This is a genomic window from Sedimentibacter sp. (assembly GCF_038562225.1).
Taxonomy (GTDB): Bacteria; Bacillota; Clostridia; order Tissierellales; family Sedimentibacteraceae; genus Sedimentibacter.
This window is the reverse complement of sequence record NZ_JBCFAS010000002.1, coordinates 545,774-561,986: the sequence shown is the minus strand read 5'-3', so window position 1 is coordinate 561,986 and position 16,213 is coordinate 545,774. Positions and strand designations below refer to the sequence as shown.

The window sequence follows — 16,213 nt, the reverse complement described above, 5'->3', positions numbered from 1 at the left end:
TTAATGAAAAGCAGTTGTTTATAATTCGGATATAAACGAGAAATAATTATAAAAGCCTGCTTTTTTTTCTTGCAATGAATTTTTCAATGTGCTAAAATACAAACTATAAAATTTTTTAGGAGGAAGATATGGGCAAAATGATATATACCATAAAACCCGAACATCACGGCATCGAAGATATTAAAAAAATTCTTGAGGAACACCCGGAAATACAGTTTGTGTCTTTTATGGGCGTAGATATCGGAGGCAACGGAACCGATGAAAAAATACCAGTGAAATTGTTTATCAAGGACATGGAAGACATGCTGAAATACGGCATACAAACTGACGGGTCCAGCGTTGAGCTTCAGGGCATCGCCGATTTAAGCGATGCAAAGGTAGACATATTGCCTGACATGGACTGTGTGTGGTTTGTTGATTACAATTACGAATACTACAACGATGATAACGGGCTGCCGGTTGGAACGTTGAAAATTCCTTCTTTTATTATACACAGCGGAAAACAGGTTTGTTCAAGATCTATTCTTAAAAGAGCATCCCTTAATTTTCAAAATGAATTGATGAGCCTGTTCAAGAAATATCCTGAGCTTACAAAAAGCTATGGCTTCTCACATGATGATGTCAGCGAAATTGCTCTTACGTCAGCCACAGAACTGGAAATGTGGGTAAAGACTCCCGAGCAGAGTGCGGATTTTGAGGAGCTGCACACATCACAGGTGCTGAAGGAACAGTACTGGAAAAGAACAATGGGAACTGTCAGAACAGTTCTGGAAAAGATAATGACACAGCTGGAATGCTACGACCTTAAACCTGAAATGGCGCACAAGGAAGTGGGAGGAATCGCCAACCGCATCGATTCCAAGGGCAGGATTACCCATGTAATGGAACAGCTTGAAATAGACTGGAGATTTTCAGAAACTCTTCAGACAGCGGACAATGAAATATTCATCAGAGAATTGATAGAAGACCAATTCAGACACCATGGACTGGAAGTGCTGTTCAAGGCAAAACCAATCGAAGGTGTGGCAGGTAACGGCGAGCACGTTCATCTGGGAGCTGCCGTAAAACTGAAAAATGGAAAGAGAATCAACCTTTTTGCTCCAACAGACATGAAGGCTCAATACTTAAGCGAAATCGGCTATGGAGCTCTCATGGGCATACTGAAGAACTACGAGGTGGTAAATCCGATAGTTACTGCCACAAACGATGCATTCAACCGCTTGAAGCCCGGATTCGAAGCTCCCATATGCACAGTAACATCTCTGGGCGGAAGCAAGGAATCTCCTTCAAGAAACCGTTCGGTGCTTGTAGGCGTAATAAGGGATGCGAACAGTCCTCTTGCCACAAGGTTCGAGCTGAGGGCTCCAAACCCGTACTCCAACACATACCTGGTTCTTGCCTCATCATATCAGGCAATGCTTGACGGTATCGACAAGGTTCTCGATGCAGGACTGACCATGGACGAACTTGAAAAGGAACTTTCCAAGAAGTACGGCGAAGAAGGTGTGTATCTGGAAAAGTTCAGGGAATACAGAAGCGAGGAAGATGTGTTCGAGCACTACACGGAAGAGGAAAGAAACAAACTTTACGGTAAGGCTCCTGCAACAGTGTGGGAAAACCTAAGCGCATTCGAGACAAATGAAATGAAGCAGCTTGTGCTGAAAAAGGGCGAAGTTTTTACTGATGAACTTATAAATTCATTCAAGGAATCAACGGTTCAGAAGTGGAAAAACGAGCTGGCAGGAAGAATAATCCACGACAACATAATGCTTCTTAAAACATTTGTGAAGCTTCACAACGAACAGGATCACGCCACGGATCTTGATGTGGTAAATTGGGAAAAAATAGTCTACCTCAAGACAAAGCTCATGAAGGACAGCATGACAAAGAAATGCATATTTACCAAAATCAAGAACGCGTTGAATGAAGGAGATTTCGACACGGCGTCAGACCTTCAGAAGCAGATGAATGAGAAGATGACGGAAATCAGGGGATTGTACATTCAATACAAAAACAACATATTTTGATAAAAAGGGTCAGGACTCTTAAAGTTCTGACCCTTTATTGTCGATGAATTTTATAAACCAAATGTGTAAATATTAAGTTAGCAATAATTGCTGTTTACAAATCAGCATATTTATGTTAAAATTGTATTGCTGAAAAACGTATTCTTTCTCATTTGGGCGATGACTAAGAATAAAGTTATGCAATATACAGCAGCACAATGGCAAGCTATGCTTAAGGGGATAACGTTATTATTGGGGTTTTAATGTTGATATAGTTTGTGCAATAATCCTTTTATGACATATAGCCTGTGCACACAAATCATTTGGAGGAGAATTATGAGTAAAGAGCCAAAACAAAAGAAAGTACCGTCGTTATTTGTTTCAATCATTCCAGTAGCAGTGACAGTCGGACTATTAGCTTTTTCCATTATAGTATATGGATCAGATGTTCATATTCCTATAATATTGGGAGCAATAGTGGCTTCAGCGCTGGCAATCTTCACTTTGGGCTTCACATGGAAGGATATTGAAGAAGGTATTGTTGATTCCATCAGCAGCACATTGCAGGCAATTATAATACTTGCAATTATAGGTATACTTATTGGTACGTGGATCGCAGGGGGCATAGTTCCCACAATGATCTACTACGGTCTGCAAATTTTGTCTCCAACGTTTTTCCTGGCAGCGTCATTGATTCTGTGCAGCATAGTATCATTGGCAACAGGAAGTTCCTGGACAACAGCCGGAACAGTGGGCGTTGCACTTATAGGTGTTGCTCAGGGCCTTGGAGTTTCTATGCCGCTGGCAGCGGGCGCAGTAATTTCCGGAGCATATTTCGGAGATAAAATTTCTCCGTTGTCGGACACTACAAACCTGGCACCTGCAATGGCCGGTGCATCACTGTTTGACCACATCAAACACATGCTGTACACAACAAGCGTATCCTACGCTATAACACTGGTTATATTTGTAGTACTTGGACTGCAGTATAGAGGAGCGGTTCTTAACAATACAGAAATAAATTCAATACTGGACGCTATCAAGAGCATCTATACTATAAATCCTATACTTCTCCTGATTCCTGTAATAGTTATCGTTATGGTTGCCATGAAGGTTCCTGCAATACCAGGTCTTATCATAGGCTGCCTGCTTGGAGCTATAGCAACGGTTTACCAGGGAGGAGACTTCGGATACATCCTTGAAGTTGCCAACTACGGAACAGTAGCTGAATCAGGCCATGCAATGGTAGATGAGCTTCTTACAAATGGCGGTCTGCAAAACATGATGTGGACTATATCTCTTATCATGTGTGCTCTGACATTCGGCGGAGTTTTGGAAAAGACAGGCATGATGCATGTTATAGCAAACAAACTTTTGAGCTTTGCAAAAAGCACAGGTTCACTGGTTCTTGTTACGGCACTTACATGCTTATTCGTTAACATCCTATGCGGAGACCAATACCTGGCATTGGCGCTTCCTGGAAAGATGTATAAGGATACTTACCGTGAAAGAGGATTGGCTCCCAGAAACCTTTCCCGTGCTCTTGAAGATTCAGGTACAGTAACATCAGCTCTTATTCCATGGAACACCTGCGGTGCAACAATGTCAACATTCCTTGGAGTTCCTACATTGTCTTACATGTGGTATGCGTTCTTCAACATTTTGAGCCCAATTGTTACAGTTGCCTTTGCATTCCTTGGAATTTCAATCATGACACTGGAAGAAGACCCTGCAGCTAAAGAATATGTTCGTCCGATGAAACTTAAGAAGTCACCTAGCGAGCTTATGGAAATTCAGGAAAGATACATGAAGATGAATGCTCAGTAAACAAATCAATACGAAAAGCCTCATATAAAGTGAGGCTTTTTTTGTAACCCGAATGTTCAGAATGCATCATAAGTAGGATTTGCGCGAACTCTTTTATTTGACAACATATTTATTCTGGTATATCATATATGTAAATATATTCAGTTATGTTTTTTAAATTGCAGCGACAGGAGTGAGACCATGGATTTACAGCTCAGGCATGCGGATGAATTGGCGAGGCTTGCGGAAAATGAAGATACTATGGAATCTTTCAGGGAAATTGTAACGAACTGCCTAAACAGCGACCTGGAGGAACTCAAAGGTATCATGGATGAATTGCTGAAGTTCGCGAAGAAAAATAATCTAAACAGAACAAAGGGATGGGCGTATTATTATTTAGGATGGTACAACTTCAACACTTCCCGGTACGACAAGGCAGTGGACTGCTTTTTGATGTCCCATGACACTTTTGAAAACGCCAATTTCAAGAAGGGCATTGTGTATGCCTGCAACGGCCTTACGAACGCATACTGCCAGATAGGCCAGCTTAAGCTTGCCAATGAATGGAGCCTCAAGGGAATATCGCTGGCAGAGGAAATAGACGATAATTCCACTCTTGTTATTCTTCTCATAAATACGGGAATAAACTACATACAGATGCAATATTACGAAAAGGCCAGGGAGATTTTCAATGCTGTAGAACTCATGGATGTTGAGCTCACAGGACAGCAGCAGGTGACCCTCATGCTTTCCATGGCTGAAATAGAAATAAACAGCGGAGATCCATGCAAAGCGTTGGTGCTCATTGAAGATGCATCCGGTGCTGAGGAAAAACACAAAATATTTAACGACATCTGTGATATTCACAGACTCAGGGGAATGGCTTACATAAAACTTCATGAATACGATGTGGCTGAAAGTGAATTCATAAAATCCTATGAATATGCCAGGGAGCACAAACTCATCTTTGAAATGTGCGGCACGGCTGTTGAATGGGCTAATCTGTGCATTGCAGTAGGCAGAAGGCAGGAGGCCATCATTAAGCTCAATGACGTTATCCAGGTCTGCATTTCAAGGGAGATTAATGTTCTCCTTAAAAAAACGTACTTCATACTTTACAAAATATACAAGAGTTTGGAACTGGACGGCAACTCTCTTTTTTACCTGGAAAAATACATGGAAATAGATGATGCCATGTATGATTACGAACAAAATCAGCTCATGGCAAAAATGAGCATACAAAATGCCCGCAGGGAAGCGGACCGCTACAAGTCGCTTTATGACAGAACCGAGCTTTTATCGACTATCGGACAAAAGATCATATCAAATTTAAACATCAATTCAATCATAGACATTATTAACGAAGAAATAAACAAACTTATAGAAGCTGACTATTTCGGTATAGCCGTTTATGAGAAGGACAAGGATACCATCAGCTTCCACTTCGCAGGCATGGGCGAGAAACCTGCCGATACAGTTCAGTTCTCCGACGTGGAGCATTCAACATTTACAGGACATTGCATAAAGAGCAAGAAGGATATAATACTTGGAAATGTCTGCAGGGAATACAAGAAATATATCGGTGTTTTCCCCAGAAGGCTGGATGGAATAGAAGGCGTCATGCAAAATTCCATGATATACACTCCCATGATCATTAACGACAGGGTTGTGGGAGCCATGACAGTACAAAACAGAAGAGAGAATGCCTATGACAAGAACGATCTGAACACACTGAAAATTCTGGCCAATTACTCAGCCATTGCAATAGAGAATGCCGTTTCATACCAGAAAATAGAAAAAATAGCAACCTATGACCACCTTACAAAGTTTTTGACCAAGTATGAAATAGTGAAGTTTGGAAACCTGGTGTATGACAGGTGCAGGGAAAAGAACGTGAAATTCAGCGTGGTTATGATCGACATAGATGACTTCAAGAAAATAAATGATACCTACGGACATGTTTACGGAGACAAGACTCTTGGAATTCTGGCTGAAATAATTTCCAAATGCATAAGGAACACAGACTGTATAGGCAGGTACGGCGGAGATGAATTTCTTCTCATATGCCCTGAAGCAGGAAGTAACGAGGCATTGGAGGTTGCTGAAAGAATTCGCCGCAACATAGAAAACAAAAAGTTCAACCTTGGCTGGGGAGCAGAGATCAGTCTAACCATAAGCCTCGGAGTAAGACAGTGCGAAAGCGATGACACAAGTTTCATCGACGTGGTAAAGAAGGCGGACAAATGTCTATACCAGGCAAAGGACACAGGCAAAAACAACGTGGTATGCAGTTAATAACAGGATGACATTTAAAATATGTAAGGTTAAAAACTTTACATATTTTTTACATTCAGCCTGTTTTTTTTTTACCTTGAGGGTATATATTAACTGCAAGGTAAAATTTGAGTAAAGGGGATCAATATGAACAGAAGAAAAATTCTATTATTTATTATATCATCTTCAGTGCTGATGCTTATTGTGCCGGGCTGCTCAAAAAAATCCAACGAATTCAATCCAGACAAGGAAATCACGGTTGTTGCCAGGGATGCCGCATCAGGTACCAGGGGAGCCTTTCATGAAATAATGAACATAAAGGTAAAGTCAAAAGACGCGGAAACAGACAATCTTGTGGTTGGAGCCCTGGAGTTTGACGGAACAGATAAGGTCATAACAGCAGTTGAGGGTGACATGCACGGCATCGGATACATCTCGCTGGGATCTGTAAGCGACAGGATCAAGGCTGTTTCCGTGAACGGAGCTGCTCCCACGGAAGAGAATGTTAAAAACGGCTCATACGTCGTATCCAGACCGTTCCTGCTTGTAACAAAAGGGGATGAAAACGAACTGGTGAAGGATTTTCTGGAATTCTGCCAATCTCTCAGAGGACAGGAAATAACACTGTCCAAGCATTACATTCCGGGAGCGGAAGAAGCAAATGAATACACGGCAAAAGGGCTGTCCGGAACCATTAAGGTTGCAGGAAGCACATCGGTTTCTCCGCTGATGGAAAAAATGCAGGAGGAGTACAGGTCTCTCAATCCGGATGTGACGTTTGAAATGCAGTCAAACGGTTCATCCCAGGGCATAAAGGCTGCCATGGACGGTTCTTACGACATAGGCATGAGCTCAAGAGAACTGAAAGAAGACGAGGCGAAAGAGCTTAACAGGCATTTGATGGCAATCGACGGAATTGCAGTAATAGTTAACAAAAATAATCCAATAAACGACATTTCATCAAAAGACATAACCAAAATCTACACAGGTGAAATTTCGACTTGGTCACAGGTGGAGTAACATGGAAAATACAAGATCAAAAATAAACGAAAATATAATGCAGGGCGTGTTCTTCATGTCTGCCCTTGCTTCTGTACTGGCTGTAGTTGCCATATCCCTGTTCCTTTTCCTCAGGGGGATACCGGCCATAGCTGAAATTGGCTTCATGGATTTCATATTCAATGAAAAATGGGGGCCTGTAAACACTCCGGCTTCTTACGGGATACTGTCCATGATTGTCGGAAGCATCTATGTTACTGCCGGGGCAATTGCAATCGGAGTACCTATAGGGCTTATGTGCGCGATATTTTTAGCAGAATTCTGTCCTGGCAGCGTGTATAAGCTGGTAAAGCCTGCCGTGAATCTGCTGGCGGGAATACCGTCAATCATATACGGTTTCTTCGGAATGCAGGTTGTTGTTCCTTTTGTAAGGGATAATATCGGAGGAAACGGCTACAGCATTCTTTCAGCATCTGTGATTCTGGGGATTATGATACTTCCCACTGTAATCTCCATAAGCGAATCCTCCATAAGAGCGGTTCCGGGAAGCTACGCTGAAGGTTCCCTGGGTCTGGGTGCCACCAAGGAGGAGACAGTTTTCAAAGTTGTAGTGCCGGCGGCAAAATCCGGCGTTCTAACTTCCATAATTCTTGGGATAGGACGTGCTGTGGGAGAAACAATGGCTGTTGTAATGGTTGCAGGCAATGCCGTAATGCCTCTTGAAAAAATCAAGCTCTTGAAGCCCATAAGAACACTCACCACAAACATAGTTACGGAGATGAGCTATGCGTCGGGATTACACGAATCTTCACTCATTGCCACAGGGGTTGTGCTCTTTGTGTTCATAATTATTCTGAATACGTCACTGAGCCTGATAAAGTCAAAATCAGCCAGAAACTAAAAGGAGAAAGAAATGGAAACCAACATACTTAATAGGAGAAAGGCAAAATCTGCGGCACTTAAGTCGCTGGTGTGGCTTTGCGGACTGTTGACAGTCGGAATCTTAGTGTATATACTTTTATTTATACTGGTGAGAGGAATACCAAACATCAGCCTCGAATTTCTGTTTGGCAGGTACAACTCTGAAAGCCTGTCGGCATTTTCCTCAATTGTGACCACTGTTGAAATGATTGCAATTTCTCTTGTAATAGCAGTGCCGGTAGGAGTGTTCTGCTCAATCTACCTTGCCGAGTATGCCAAGAGAGGCAACAGGGCGGTGAAGGTCATAAGGCTGGCAGTTGACACGCTGGCAGGGATACCGTCCATAGTCTACGGTCTGTTTGGAATGATTTTCTTTGTAAACATACTGGGATTTCGGGCATCTGTGCTGTCAGGGGTGCTGACTGTGTCAATAATGATACTGCCTGTGATTATAAGTTCATCCGAGGAAGCCATAAAATCCGTTCCCGACATGTACAGGGAAGGAAGCCTGGGTCTTGGAGCTACAAGGCTGAGAACTGTGTTCGCCATTGTGCTGCCTGCTGCAATGCCCGGAATTTTGTCCGGAGTGATACTGGCAATCGGGCGTATTGTGGGAGAAACAGCCGCACTCATATTTACCAGCGGAACAAACGTGCTGGAAAGTCCAACACTGAACCTGATGGCGTCCCAAAGGACACTGGCAATTCACATGTACATGCTTGCCAGCGAAGGTCTGCCTCATTCAAAGGACATGGCATTTGCAACAGGCGCAATCTTAATCTTGGTAGTATTTCTGGTGAACTTCGCTGCAACTAAGCTTGCCGGCAGAATTGGGAGGTCTAATGATGGAAAATAAGGATAAACTTAAAATAGAAAATGTTAATTTGTTTTACGGAGAGTTTCAGGCTCTTAAAAATGTGAATATGGCAATAAAGGAGAATGAGATAACCGCATTCATCGGACCGTCCGGATGCGGGAAGTCCACTCTTTTAAAATCTCTCAACAGGATGAACGACCTGGTTGAAGGAGTAAAAATAGATGGAAAGATTCTTCTTGACAGCGTGGACATATACAAGGACATGGATGCGACGGTTTTGAGAAAAAGGGTGGGCATGGTTTTTCAAAAGCCCAATCCGTTTCCCATGAGCATTTACGATAACGTGGCATACGGGCCCAGAACCCACGGCATCAAGCAAAAATCAAAGCTTGATGAAATCGTGGAGAAGAGCCTGCGCTCTGCAGCCATGTGGGATGAAGTGAAGGACAGACTTAAGAAAAGCGCTCTTGGAATGTCGGGAGGACAGCAGCAGAGGCTCTGCATAGCCAGGGCGTTTTCCGTAAATCCTGAAGTCATACTGCTGGATGAGCCCACATCTGCACTGGACCCCATATCAACCATGAAGATTGAAGACCTGCTGGTGGATATTAAGGACAGCTACACAATAGTAATAGTTACGCACAACATGCAGCAGGCCACAAGGGTGTCCGACAAGACGGCGTTTTTCCTTCACGGAGAGGTTGTGGAGTTCGACGAGACTGAAAAATTGTTTTCAATGCCTAAGAACAAGAAAACAGAAGATTATATAACAGGCAGATTCGGTTAATGAAAGGAGAGTTAAAATGAGAAACAAATTTGACAACGAATTGGAAAATCTTAACCTGGAACTGATTAAGATGGGCGGCATGATTGAAGATTCCATTGAACTGAGTGCAAGAGCACTGATTGAACAAAATCTTGACCTTGTGGCAAAGGTAAACGAACTTGAAATTGAAATAGACGAAATGGAAAAGACAATCGAAAGCCACTGCCTTAAGCTTTTGCTGCAGCAGCAGCCCGTTGCCTCAGACCTGAGGATCATAAGTACGGCTCTCAAGATGATAACCGACATGGAGCGTATAGGAGACAATGCTGAGGACATAGCAGAAATAGCCCGCTTCATGGTGAATCAGAAGTTTATCAAGGACCTGGTTCACATACCACAGATGGCTGATGCCACAATCAGCATGGTTACCAGAAGTGTTGACGCCTTCGTCAACAAGGACAAGAAGCTGGCAGAGGAAGTGTGCGCAGACGATGACATAGTCGACAATCTGTTCAGGGTTGTAAAAAAGGAACTCATTGAAAAGATTCAGGAAAATACAGAAAACGGAGAACAGGCTATCGACCTTCTGATGATTGCCAAATACCTTGAAAGAATAGGCGATCATGCGGAAAATATTGCAGAGTGGGTTATATTTTCCATAACGGGAGAACATAAGCCCAAGTAGGAGAGTGTTATGAAGCTTATATATTGTGTTGAGGATGACGGTGGAATACGGGAGCTCATAACGCTGGCTCTGTCCACAGCAGATTTTGAAGTAAGGGGATTTGAAGATGCGGACGGTTTTTATGCTGCTCTCAAAAAGAAAACTCCTGACCTGATTTTGCTGGATATCATGCTTCCGAAAACTGACGGAATGACCATACTGAAGGATTTGAAAAAAAACGACGAATATGCTGACACTCCCGTCATAATTCTCACGGCCAAGTCCATGGAGCTTGACAAGGTAAAGGGACTGGAATCCGGAGCCGATGATTTTATTACAAAACCATTCGGAGTGCTGGAACTTCTGGCCAGGGTAAAGGCTGTGCTAAGGCGCTCCGGGAAAAAGGAAACTGATGAATCTTCTGACATTGCTGAATTCAACGGACTTGTGCTCGATTACCAGAAGAGGACTCTTTTCTACAATTCCAATCCCGTTAATCTAACATTCAAGGAATTTGAACTTTTACACTACCTCATGCTCAATAAGGGAATTGTTCTTTCAAGGGATAAGATTCTTCAGGAAATATGGGGTTACGATTACGAGGGAGAGACAAGGACAGTGGACATGCACATAAAGACCATCCGCCAGAAACTTGATGCTGCAGGAAGCCCGAACTTCATATCAACGGTAAGAAGCGCAGGTTACAAGCTTGAGGAGAGCCCGGAACCATGAAAAAAAGGTTGTTTTGGATTACAATGATGATTTCCCTGTGCGCAACCATAGCCGCATGCCTTATAACTTCATATGTATATTACGGATTTTATGCGCAGAATGCCAAGGCGCAGCTAAGAACCATAGTGGAACTTTCGAAAACTCCCGAAAACTGGGATAACGAAGGTTCCATTAACATGTCTGTGTACAACATACTGAAGTCAGTGGATTACAGCATGCGGTTTACCATTATTGATCTGGAAGGCATTGTTGTGTATGACAACTGGGCTGCTGCCCGGACTATGGAAAATCACAGCGACAGGCCTGAAGTTCTAGAGGCAATCCAATACGGCAGAGGTGAGGACACCAGGTATTCGGGCACCGTGTCTTCAGATATGTACTACTATGCTGTGAAGCTGAATGACAGCCGGGTCCTAAGGGTTTCCAGGGAAATAAAAAGCATCAATCTGGTTTTTGCAGGCACGATGCCCCTTCTTGCCGTATTTTTCGTACTTCTCTTCATGGTTGTTTATTTTGCCGTGCATTTATTTACTGCTAAGGTCATGAGACCCATAAACGAAATGACCGGCAACATCGATATGCTGGAAGGCAGTTCGGGCAAAGAAGTAAAGATATATGACGAATTTCGTCCTCTGTCCATGAAGATAAAGGAACAGAAGGTAAAGATAAACGAATACATCGATGAGCTGAGGCACGAAAGGGATACAATAGGAATAATAACCGAGAACATGAAGGAAGGCTTCATACTCATAAACAGGGACAAAAACATCCTGTCCATCAATTCCAGCGGTAAGAGGATGATACGGAACAAAAGCTTCAGCTTAAACGGAAACAGGAACATTCTGGAGCTTACCCGGAACAAGGAAATCATTGAGAATGTGGACATGGCGCTTGGTGAGAACAAGCACCTGGTTTATGACATGGACACAGGCAGCAATTTCTACAGATTTTATTTCAGCCCCGTGAAGGAACAGATGAATTCTTCGGTGGCAGGCCTGATGGTGCTCATTGAAGACGTGACTTTCCAAAAGAAGGCGGAAATAATGCGAAGCGAGTTTTCAGCTAATGTGTCCCACGAACTTAAAACTCCTCTCACAACCATGATTGGTTTTGCCGAAATGATCAAGGAAGGCTTCATAACCGACGGCGAGAGCATAAGAAAATACACAGGCATGATCCACAAGGAAGGCTTGAGGCTTATTTCTCTCATCGATGATATTATAAGGCTGTCAAAAATTGAGGAAGGCATAGATGCAGAAGACGGCTCCATGGCAGATCTGAAGGAAATAGGAAACGAAGTGGTCAATCTTCTTAAGCATAAGGCTGAGGACAGCGGTGTTGAACTTTCCATAAGAGCGGAAAAAGTGTACCTTTGTGCAAACAGAAACTATTTGAGCGAGCTTGTCTACAACCTGGTGGACAACGGCATCAAGTACAATAAGAAAGGCGGAACCGTAAACGTTGATATTTTTAAAACTGAAAACCTTATAAACATAAGAGTCAGCGATACGGGAATGGGAATACCTGAGGAACACAGGGACAGGGTGTTTGAACGGTTTTACAGGGTGGACAAAAGCAGGTCAAAGGAGACGGGAGGTACCGGTCTGGGGCTTTCCATAGTGAAGCATATAGCGGAGCTTTATGACGCCACTGTGGAGCTTAGGAGCAGAGAAAACATGGGCACACAAATAACGGTACTTTTCCGGCAAAATGAAAATATGTGAGTCGCAGAAATGCGGCTTTTTGATTTTTTATATAATAAGAAAGTTCCCTTTCTTATTATATAAAAAACGAGGAGTGCATGTCGGACGTCCTTGCCGTCAAGGGGTGTGCTCAGCAAAAATGCGGAAGCAGTTTTGCGCGGTCGGGGGACATAGGTCCCCCTAGCGGAGTTGCGGAGCAACTTTTTTATTGTAAAAGTACATGAAATAAAATATAATTAATGTAATTTTAATGAATGAGGGCTAAACTTATGTATAATATAGAGAGTATGAAGGATGAAATTGTAACCATCAGGCGTGATTTTCACAGAAATCCGGAGCTTGGCGGCTTTGAGAATCAGACCATGGAAAGGATATGCCGATACCTTGACTCATGGGGAATCGAGTACCAAAAAGGAGTTGCAGATACAGGAGTGGTAGCAATTGTCCGCGGGAAAAACAAGGACAAAAATTCAACCTGTGTTGGTGTGAGGGCTGACATAGATGCTCTTCCGGTCAGCGAAGAAACTGACATTGATTTCAAGTCACTTAACACCGGAGTAATGCATGCCTGCGGCCACGATGCTCACACTGCCATTGCGCTTGGAACAGCAAAGGTGATCAAATCCATGGAGGAAGACTTAAGGGGAGATGTGAAATTTTTCTTCCAGCCTGCGGAAGAAACAACAGGCGGAGCCGAAAGGATGATAAGGGAAGGATGCATGAAAAATCCGGATGTTGAGTATGTGGTCGGACTGCATGTGGATCCGGGCGTGCCAACAGGAAAGATATCGCTTAAATACGGCAAGATGATGGCATCTTCCGATGAAATAATAATCAGGGTCAGGGGAAAATCAACCCACGGCGCTCACCCCCATCAGGGAGTGGACCCCCTAGTCATATGCTCGTCTCTTATTATGGCACTGCAGTCGCTTGTAAGCAGAAGAATTTCTCCGTTAAACTCAGCGGTGTTCACCCTGGGAACCATTCACGGCGGCACAAGAGGAAACATAATACCGGATGAGGTTGAAATGACAGGGATATTGAGGACACTGGATCCTGACACAAGAAGCTTCATGAAGGAAAAAATCCGCGACCTGGTTGAAAATGTACCTAAGGGATTCGGAGGCGAAGGTATTCTTGAGGTCAGGGAAAGCTACATGGCTCTCATAAACAGCGATGAGGCTGTGGACAAGGTAAGACATGCTGCCGGTAAGATAATAGGCAGTGATAACATAGAAATGTCAGAGTATCCCAACATGGGTACAGAAGACTTCTCATATTTTGCAGCAGCTGCAAAATCCTGCTTCTTTAACCTGGGCTGCAGAAACGAAAAGATTGATGCTGTTTATCCAATTCATTCCAGCAAATTTAAGCTGGATGAGGACTGTCTGGCCATAGGAGTGATGCTTCAGGTTGAAAATGTGCTGAGCCTTATGGGGCAATAATACAGAAATTTTTTATGCAGCAATTAATAAGAAACGAGTGAAACGATGTTTGGATACGTTACTATAAATAAAATGGAACTGAAGTTCAAGGAATACTACAGCTACAGAGGCTATTACTGCGGCTTATGCAAGTGTCTTAAGGCAGAATACGGCAACATGTCTAGGATGACGCTCAACTACGACATGACATTTCTCATACTGCTTATGAGTTCACTGTATGAACCGCAGAACAAGACTTACAGCGAAAGGTGCATGGTTCATCCAAGCAAGAAACAGCTGGTCATACAAAACGAAATAACAAGCTATGCAGCGTCCATGAACGTATTGCTTTCCTACTACAACATGCTTGACAACTGGAACGATGAGAAGGATATTAAGAGTCTGGCTGTGTGCAGGGCGCTGAAGAAAGACATGGAAAAGGCAGGTTCCAGATATCCTGAGAAGGCAGAGCTCATCAGTAAAAGACTCAAGAACATAACATCTCTTGAAAAAGAAAATTCAAAAGACCCGGAAGCCGTATCCAACGAGTTTGGGCACCTCATGGAAGAAATTTTTGTCTTTAAGCATGACCAATGGGAGAAAATCCTCAGAAAAGTAGGCTTTTATGCAGGCAAGTACATTTACCTGCTGGATGCCCTGGAGGATATGGAAAAGGATGAAAAAAACAATTCCTACAATCCTTTCAACAACATGGAGGCTGAAGACAGGAAAGAATACGCAAAGGAGCTTATCATGCTCAACCTTTCGTTTCTGAGCGCTGAGATTGAAAAGCTGCCACTTATTCAGGACAAGGGGATAATAGACAACATAATATATTCAGGAATATTGAACAAAATAGACAATGTGGATAAAAAGGAGAAAATTAAATGAAAGACCCATATGAAGTCCTTGGCTTGAGCCGAGGTGCATCAAAGGATGAAGTTAAAAGCGCATACAGGAAGCTTGCTAAAAAATATCACCCCGACATGAACGTGAACAATCCTCTGCAGGATCTGGCCGAAGAAAAGTTCAAGGAAATACAGTGGGCATACGATGAAATAATGAACGGCAGCGCTTCGGGTTCAGGCTACAGCTCCGGCTCAGGTTCAGGCTACAGCAGCTCTGATTACTCCGGCGGAAATTTGTTCGGCGTGAGGCAGCAAATTCAGACAGGAAGGTTTCAGGAAGCGTTAAGGACCCTTAACGGCATGACCGATAGAAATGCTGAATGGAACTACCTAATGGGAGTTTGCTATGTGAATATAGGTTCCATGGGCCAGGGGCTTCAGTTTATCCAAAGAGCCGTCAGCATGGATCCCGCCAACATGGAATACAGAAACTTTTTAAACCAGATTCATAACATGCAGCGTTCATATCAGCAGCGCTCATACAGCTACGGAGGAGGAATGAATTCTCTGGATTGCTGTACGAATTTGATTTGCGCCGACTGTCTGTGCGAATGTTTGGGAGGAGATTTGATCTCATGCTGCTAAAAGGCAAGGAAACTGCATACCTGGGAGTACTTTTGGGTTTAAACCAGCTTTTCATCCTACTGTCATCTGTAATAGAGACAAACACAATCATGCTTTTTGCGGCTGCCGCTCTGGTTGTGGGTATCGTCGTGGTTGAGTTTGGAGGAAAGTCTGCCATTATTTTTTATGCTGCCTCGTGCCTGCTGGGGTTTTTCCTCACATTCAACAAGATTGAAATAATTACATACATATTGTTCTTCGGATTGTACAGCATTTTTAAGCATATTTTTGAAACCAGAATAAGCAGCGGGAAAATCCGTTACGTATCTAAATTTGTGTTCTTCAACATTTCGCTGGCTGCCATGTACCTGGTCATAAGAATGTTTACGCCGCTGTACCTGTACTGGTGGATGATACTGGGAGCACAGGTGCTGTTTTTTCTGTATGACTACGCCTTCACGGTTTTCATCAACCAATACATAGAAAAGATACAACCGAAGATTAAAAAAGCAATTAAGAATTAATAATTAAGAATCTTTAAAAAGCAATGAAGAATTAAGAGTTAAGAATTAAGAATTGTGGAAGGCATTGTGCAAAAACCGCACAATGCCTTATTTTTTTATATAATA

14 protein-coding genes are annotated in these 16,213 nt (G+C 43.0%); all 14 read left to right on the top strand.

Annotated elements, in window-relative coordinates; all coding sequences use genetic code 11:
• Positions 1-128: 128 nt before the first annotated feature.
• The 14 genes from AAGU76_RS09080 to AAGU76_RS09015 all read left to right on the top strand — a co-directional run bounded on the left by AAGU76_RS09080 (position 129) and on the right by AAGU76_RS09015 (position 16,108).
• The gene (locus tag AAGU76_RS09080) at positions 129-2,027 is read left to right on the top strand and encodes a glutamine synthetase (protein WP_342485155.1); all 1,899 of its coding nucleotides are present in this window, start codon (positions 129-131) and stop codon (positions 2,025-2,027) included.
• A gap of 315 nt (positions 2,028-2,342) precedes the next feature.
• Complete coding sequence (gene nhaC, locus AAGU76_RS09075) at positions 2,343-3,833, top strand: Na+/H+ antiporter NhaC (RefSeq protein WP_342485154.1); 1,491 nt, start codon at positions 2,343-2,345, stop codon at positions 3,831-3,833.
• A gap of 180 nt (positions 3,834-4,013) precedes the next feature.
• On the top strand, positions 4,014-6,107 hold the full coding sequence (locus tag AAGU76_RS09070) for a sensor domain-containing diguanylate cyclase (protein WP_342485153.1): 2,094 nt from the start codon (positions 4,014-4,016) through the stop codon (positions 6,105-6,107).
• 126 nt (positions 6,108-6,233) lie between these two features.
• Positions 6,234-7,106, top strand: coding sequence for a substrate-binding domain-containing protein (locus AAGU76_RS09065; protein WP_342485152.1), 873 nt, complete (start codon positions 6,234-6,236; stop codon positions 7,104-7,106).
• Between the two features lies 1 nt (position 7,107).
• Positions 7,108-7,986 (top strand): phosphate ABC transporter permease subunit PstC, encoded by an 879-nt coding sequence (gene pstC / locus AAGU76_RS09060; RefSeq protein WP_342485151.1) that lies wholly within the window; start codon positions 7,108-7,110, stop codon positions 7,984-7,986.
• Between the two features lie 12 nt (positions 7,987-7,998).
• Positions 7,999-8,862 carry a phosphate ABC transporter permease PstA gene (gene pstA / locus AAGU76_RS09055; protein ID WP_342485150.1) on the top strand — a complete coding sequence of 288 codons (864 nt, stop codon included), beginning with the start codon at positions 7,999-8,001 and terminating at the stop codon, positions 8,860-8,862.
• The gene (gene pstB / locus AAGU76_RS09050) at positions 8,852-9,610 is read left to right on the top strand and encodes a phosphate ABC transporter ATP-binding protein PstB (protein ID WP_342485709.1); all 759 of its coding nucleotides are present in this window, start codon (positions 8,852-8,854) and stop codon (positions 9,608-9,610) included. Before pstA ends, pstB begins: the two co-directional genes overlap by 11 nt.
• A 16-nt stretch (positions 9,611-9,626) precedes the next feature.
• Positions 9,627-10,274, top strand: a complete 648-nt coding sequence (gene phoU / locus AAGU76_RS09045; RefSeq protein WP_342485149.1) for a phosphate signaling complex protein PhoU — start codon at positions 9,627-9,629, stop codon at positions 10,272-10,274.
• A gap of 9 nt (positions 10,275-10,283) precedes the next feature.
• Positions 10,284-10,985, top strand: coding sequence for a response regulator transcription factor (locus AAGU76_RS09040; RefSeq protein ID WP_342485148.1), 702 nt, complete (start codon positions 10,284-10,286; stop codon positions 10,983-10,985).
• A complete protein-coding gene (locus tag AAGU76_RS09035) occupies positions 10,982-12,709 on the top strand; it encodes an ATP-binding protein (protein ID WP_342485147.1) in 1,728 nt (575 codons plus the stop codon). Before AAGU76_RS09040 ends, AAGU76_RS09035 begins: the two co-directional genes overlap by 4 nt.
• A gap of 248 nt (positions 12,710-12,957) precedes the next feature.
• Positions 12,958-14,133, top strand: a complete 1,176-nt coding sequence (locus AAGU76_RS09030) for a M20 family metallopeptidase (RefSeq protein ID WP_342485146.1) — start codon at positions 12,958-12,960, stop codon at positions 14,131-14,133.
• Positions 14,134-14,178: 45 nt separating this feature from the next.
• On the top strand, positions 14,179-15,003 hold the full coding sequence (locus AAGU76_RS09025) for a DUF5685 family protein (RefSeq protein WP_342485145.1): 825 nt from the start codon (positions 14,179-14,181) through the stop codon (positions 15,001-15,003).
• On the top strand, positions 15,000-15,605 hold the full coding sequence (locus AAGU76_RS09020) for a DnaJ domain-containing protein (RefSeq protein ID WP_342485144.1): 606 nt from the start codon (positions 15,000-15,002) through the stop codon (positions 15,603-15,605). Before AAGU76_RS09025 ends, AAGU76_RS09020 begins: the two co-directional genes overlap by 4 nt.
• A complete protein-coding gene (locus AAGU76_RS09015) occupies positions 15,596-16,108 on the top strand; it encodes a hypothetical protein (protein ID WP_342485143.1) in 513 nt (170 codons plus the stop codon). Before AAGU76_RS09020 ends, AAGU76_RS09015 begins: the two co-directional genes overlap by 10 nt.
• Positions 16,109-16,213: the final 105 nt, after the last annotated feature.

Excerpts from the sequence above, each read along its gene's own strand:
- phoU (WP_342485149.1), top strand. The coding sequence starts at position 9,627 with ATGAGAAACAAATTTGACAACGAATTGGAAAATCTTAACCTGGAACTG.
- pstB (WP_342485709.1), top strand. The coding sequence starts at position 8,852 with ATGGAAAATAAGGATAAACTTAAAATAGAAAATGTTAATTTGTTTTAC.
- AAGU76_RS09080 (WP_342485155.1), top strand. The coding sequence starts at position 129 with ATGGGCAAAATGATATATACCATAAAACCCGAACATCACGGCATCGAA.
- AAGU76_RS09020 (WP_342485144.1), top strand. The coding sequence starts at position 15,000 with ATGAAAGACCCATATGAAGTCCTTGGCTTGAGCCGAGGTGCATCAAAG.
- AAGU76_RS09030 (WP_342485146.1), top strand. The coding sequence starts at position 12,958 with ATGTATAATATAGAGAGTATGAAGGATGAAATTGTAACCATCAGGCGT.
- AAGU76_RS09065 (WP_342485152.1), top strand. The coding sequence starts at position 6,234 with ATGAACAGAAGAAAAATTCTATTATTTATTATATCATCTTCAGTGCTG.
- AAGU76_RS09035 (WP_342485147.1), top strand. The coding sequence starts at position 10,982 with ATGAAAAAAAGGTTGTTTTGGATTACAATGATGATTTCCCTGTGCGCA.
- AAGU76_RS09070 (WP_342485153.1), top strand. The coding sequence starts at position 4,014 with ATGGATTTACAGCTCAGGCATGCGGATGAATTGGCGAGGCTTGCGGAA.
- pstA (WP_342485150.1), top strand. The coding sequence starts at position 7,999 with ATGGAAACCAACATACTTAATAGGAGAAAGGCAAAATCTGCGGCACTT.
- AAGU76_RS09015 (WP_342485143.1), top strand. The coding sequence starts at position 15,596 with ATGCTGCTAAAAGGCAAGGAAACTGCATACCTGGGAGTACTTTTGGGT.
- nhaC (WP_342485154.1), top strand. The coding sequence starts at position 2,343 with ATGAGTAAAGAGCCAAAACAAAAGAAAGTACCGTCGTTATTTGTTTCA.
- pstC (WP_342485151.1), top strand. The coding sequence starts at position 7,108 with ATGGAAAATACAAGATCAAAAATAAACGAAAATATAATGCAGGGCGTG.
- AAGU76_RS09025 (WP_342485145.1), top strand. The coding sequence starts at position 14,179 with ATGTTTGGATACGTTACTATAAATAAAATGGAACTGAAGTTCAAGGAA.
- AAGU76_RS09040 (WP_342485148.1), top strand. The coding sequence starts at position 10,284 with ATGAAGCTTATATATTGTGTTGAGGATGACGGTGGAATACGGGAGCTC.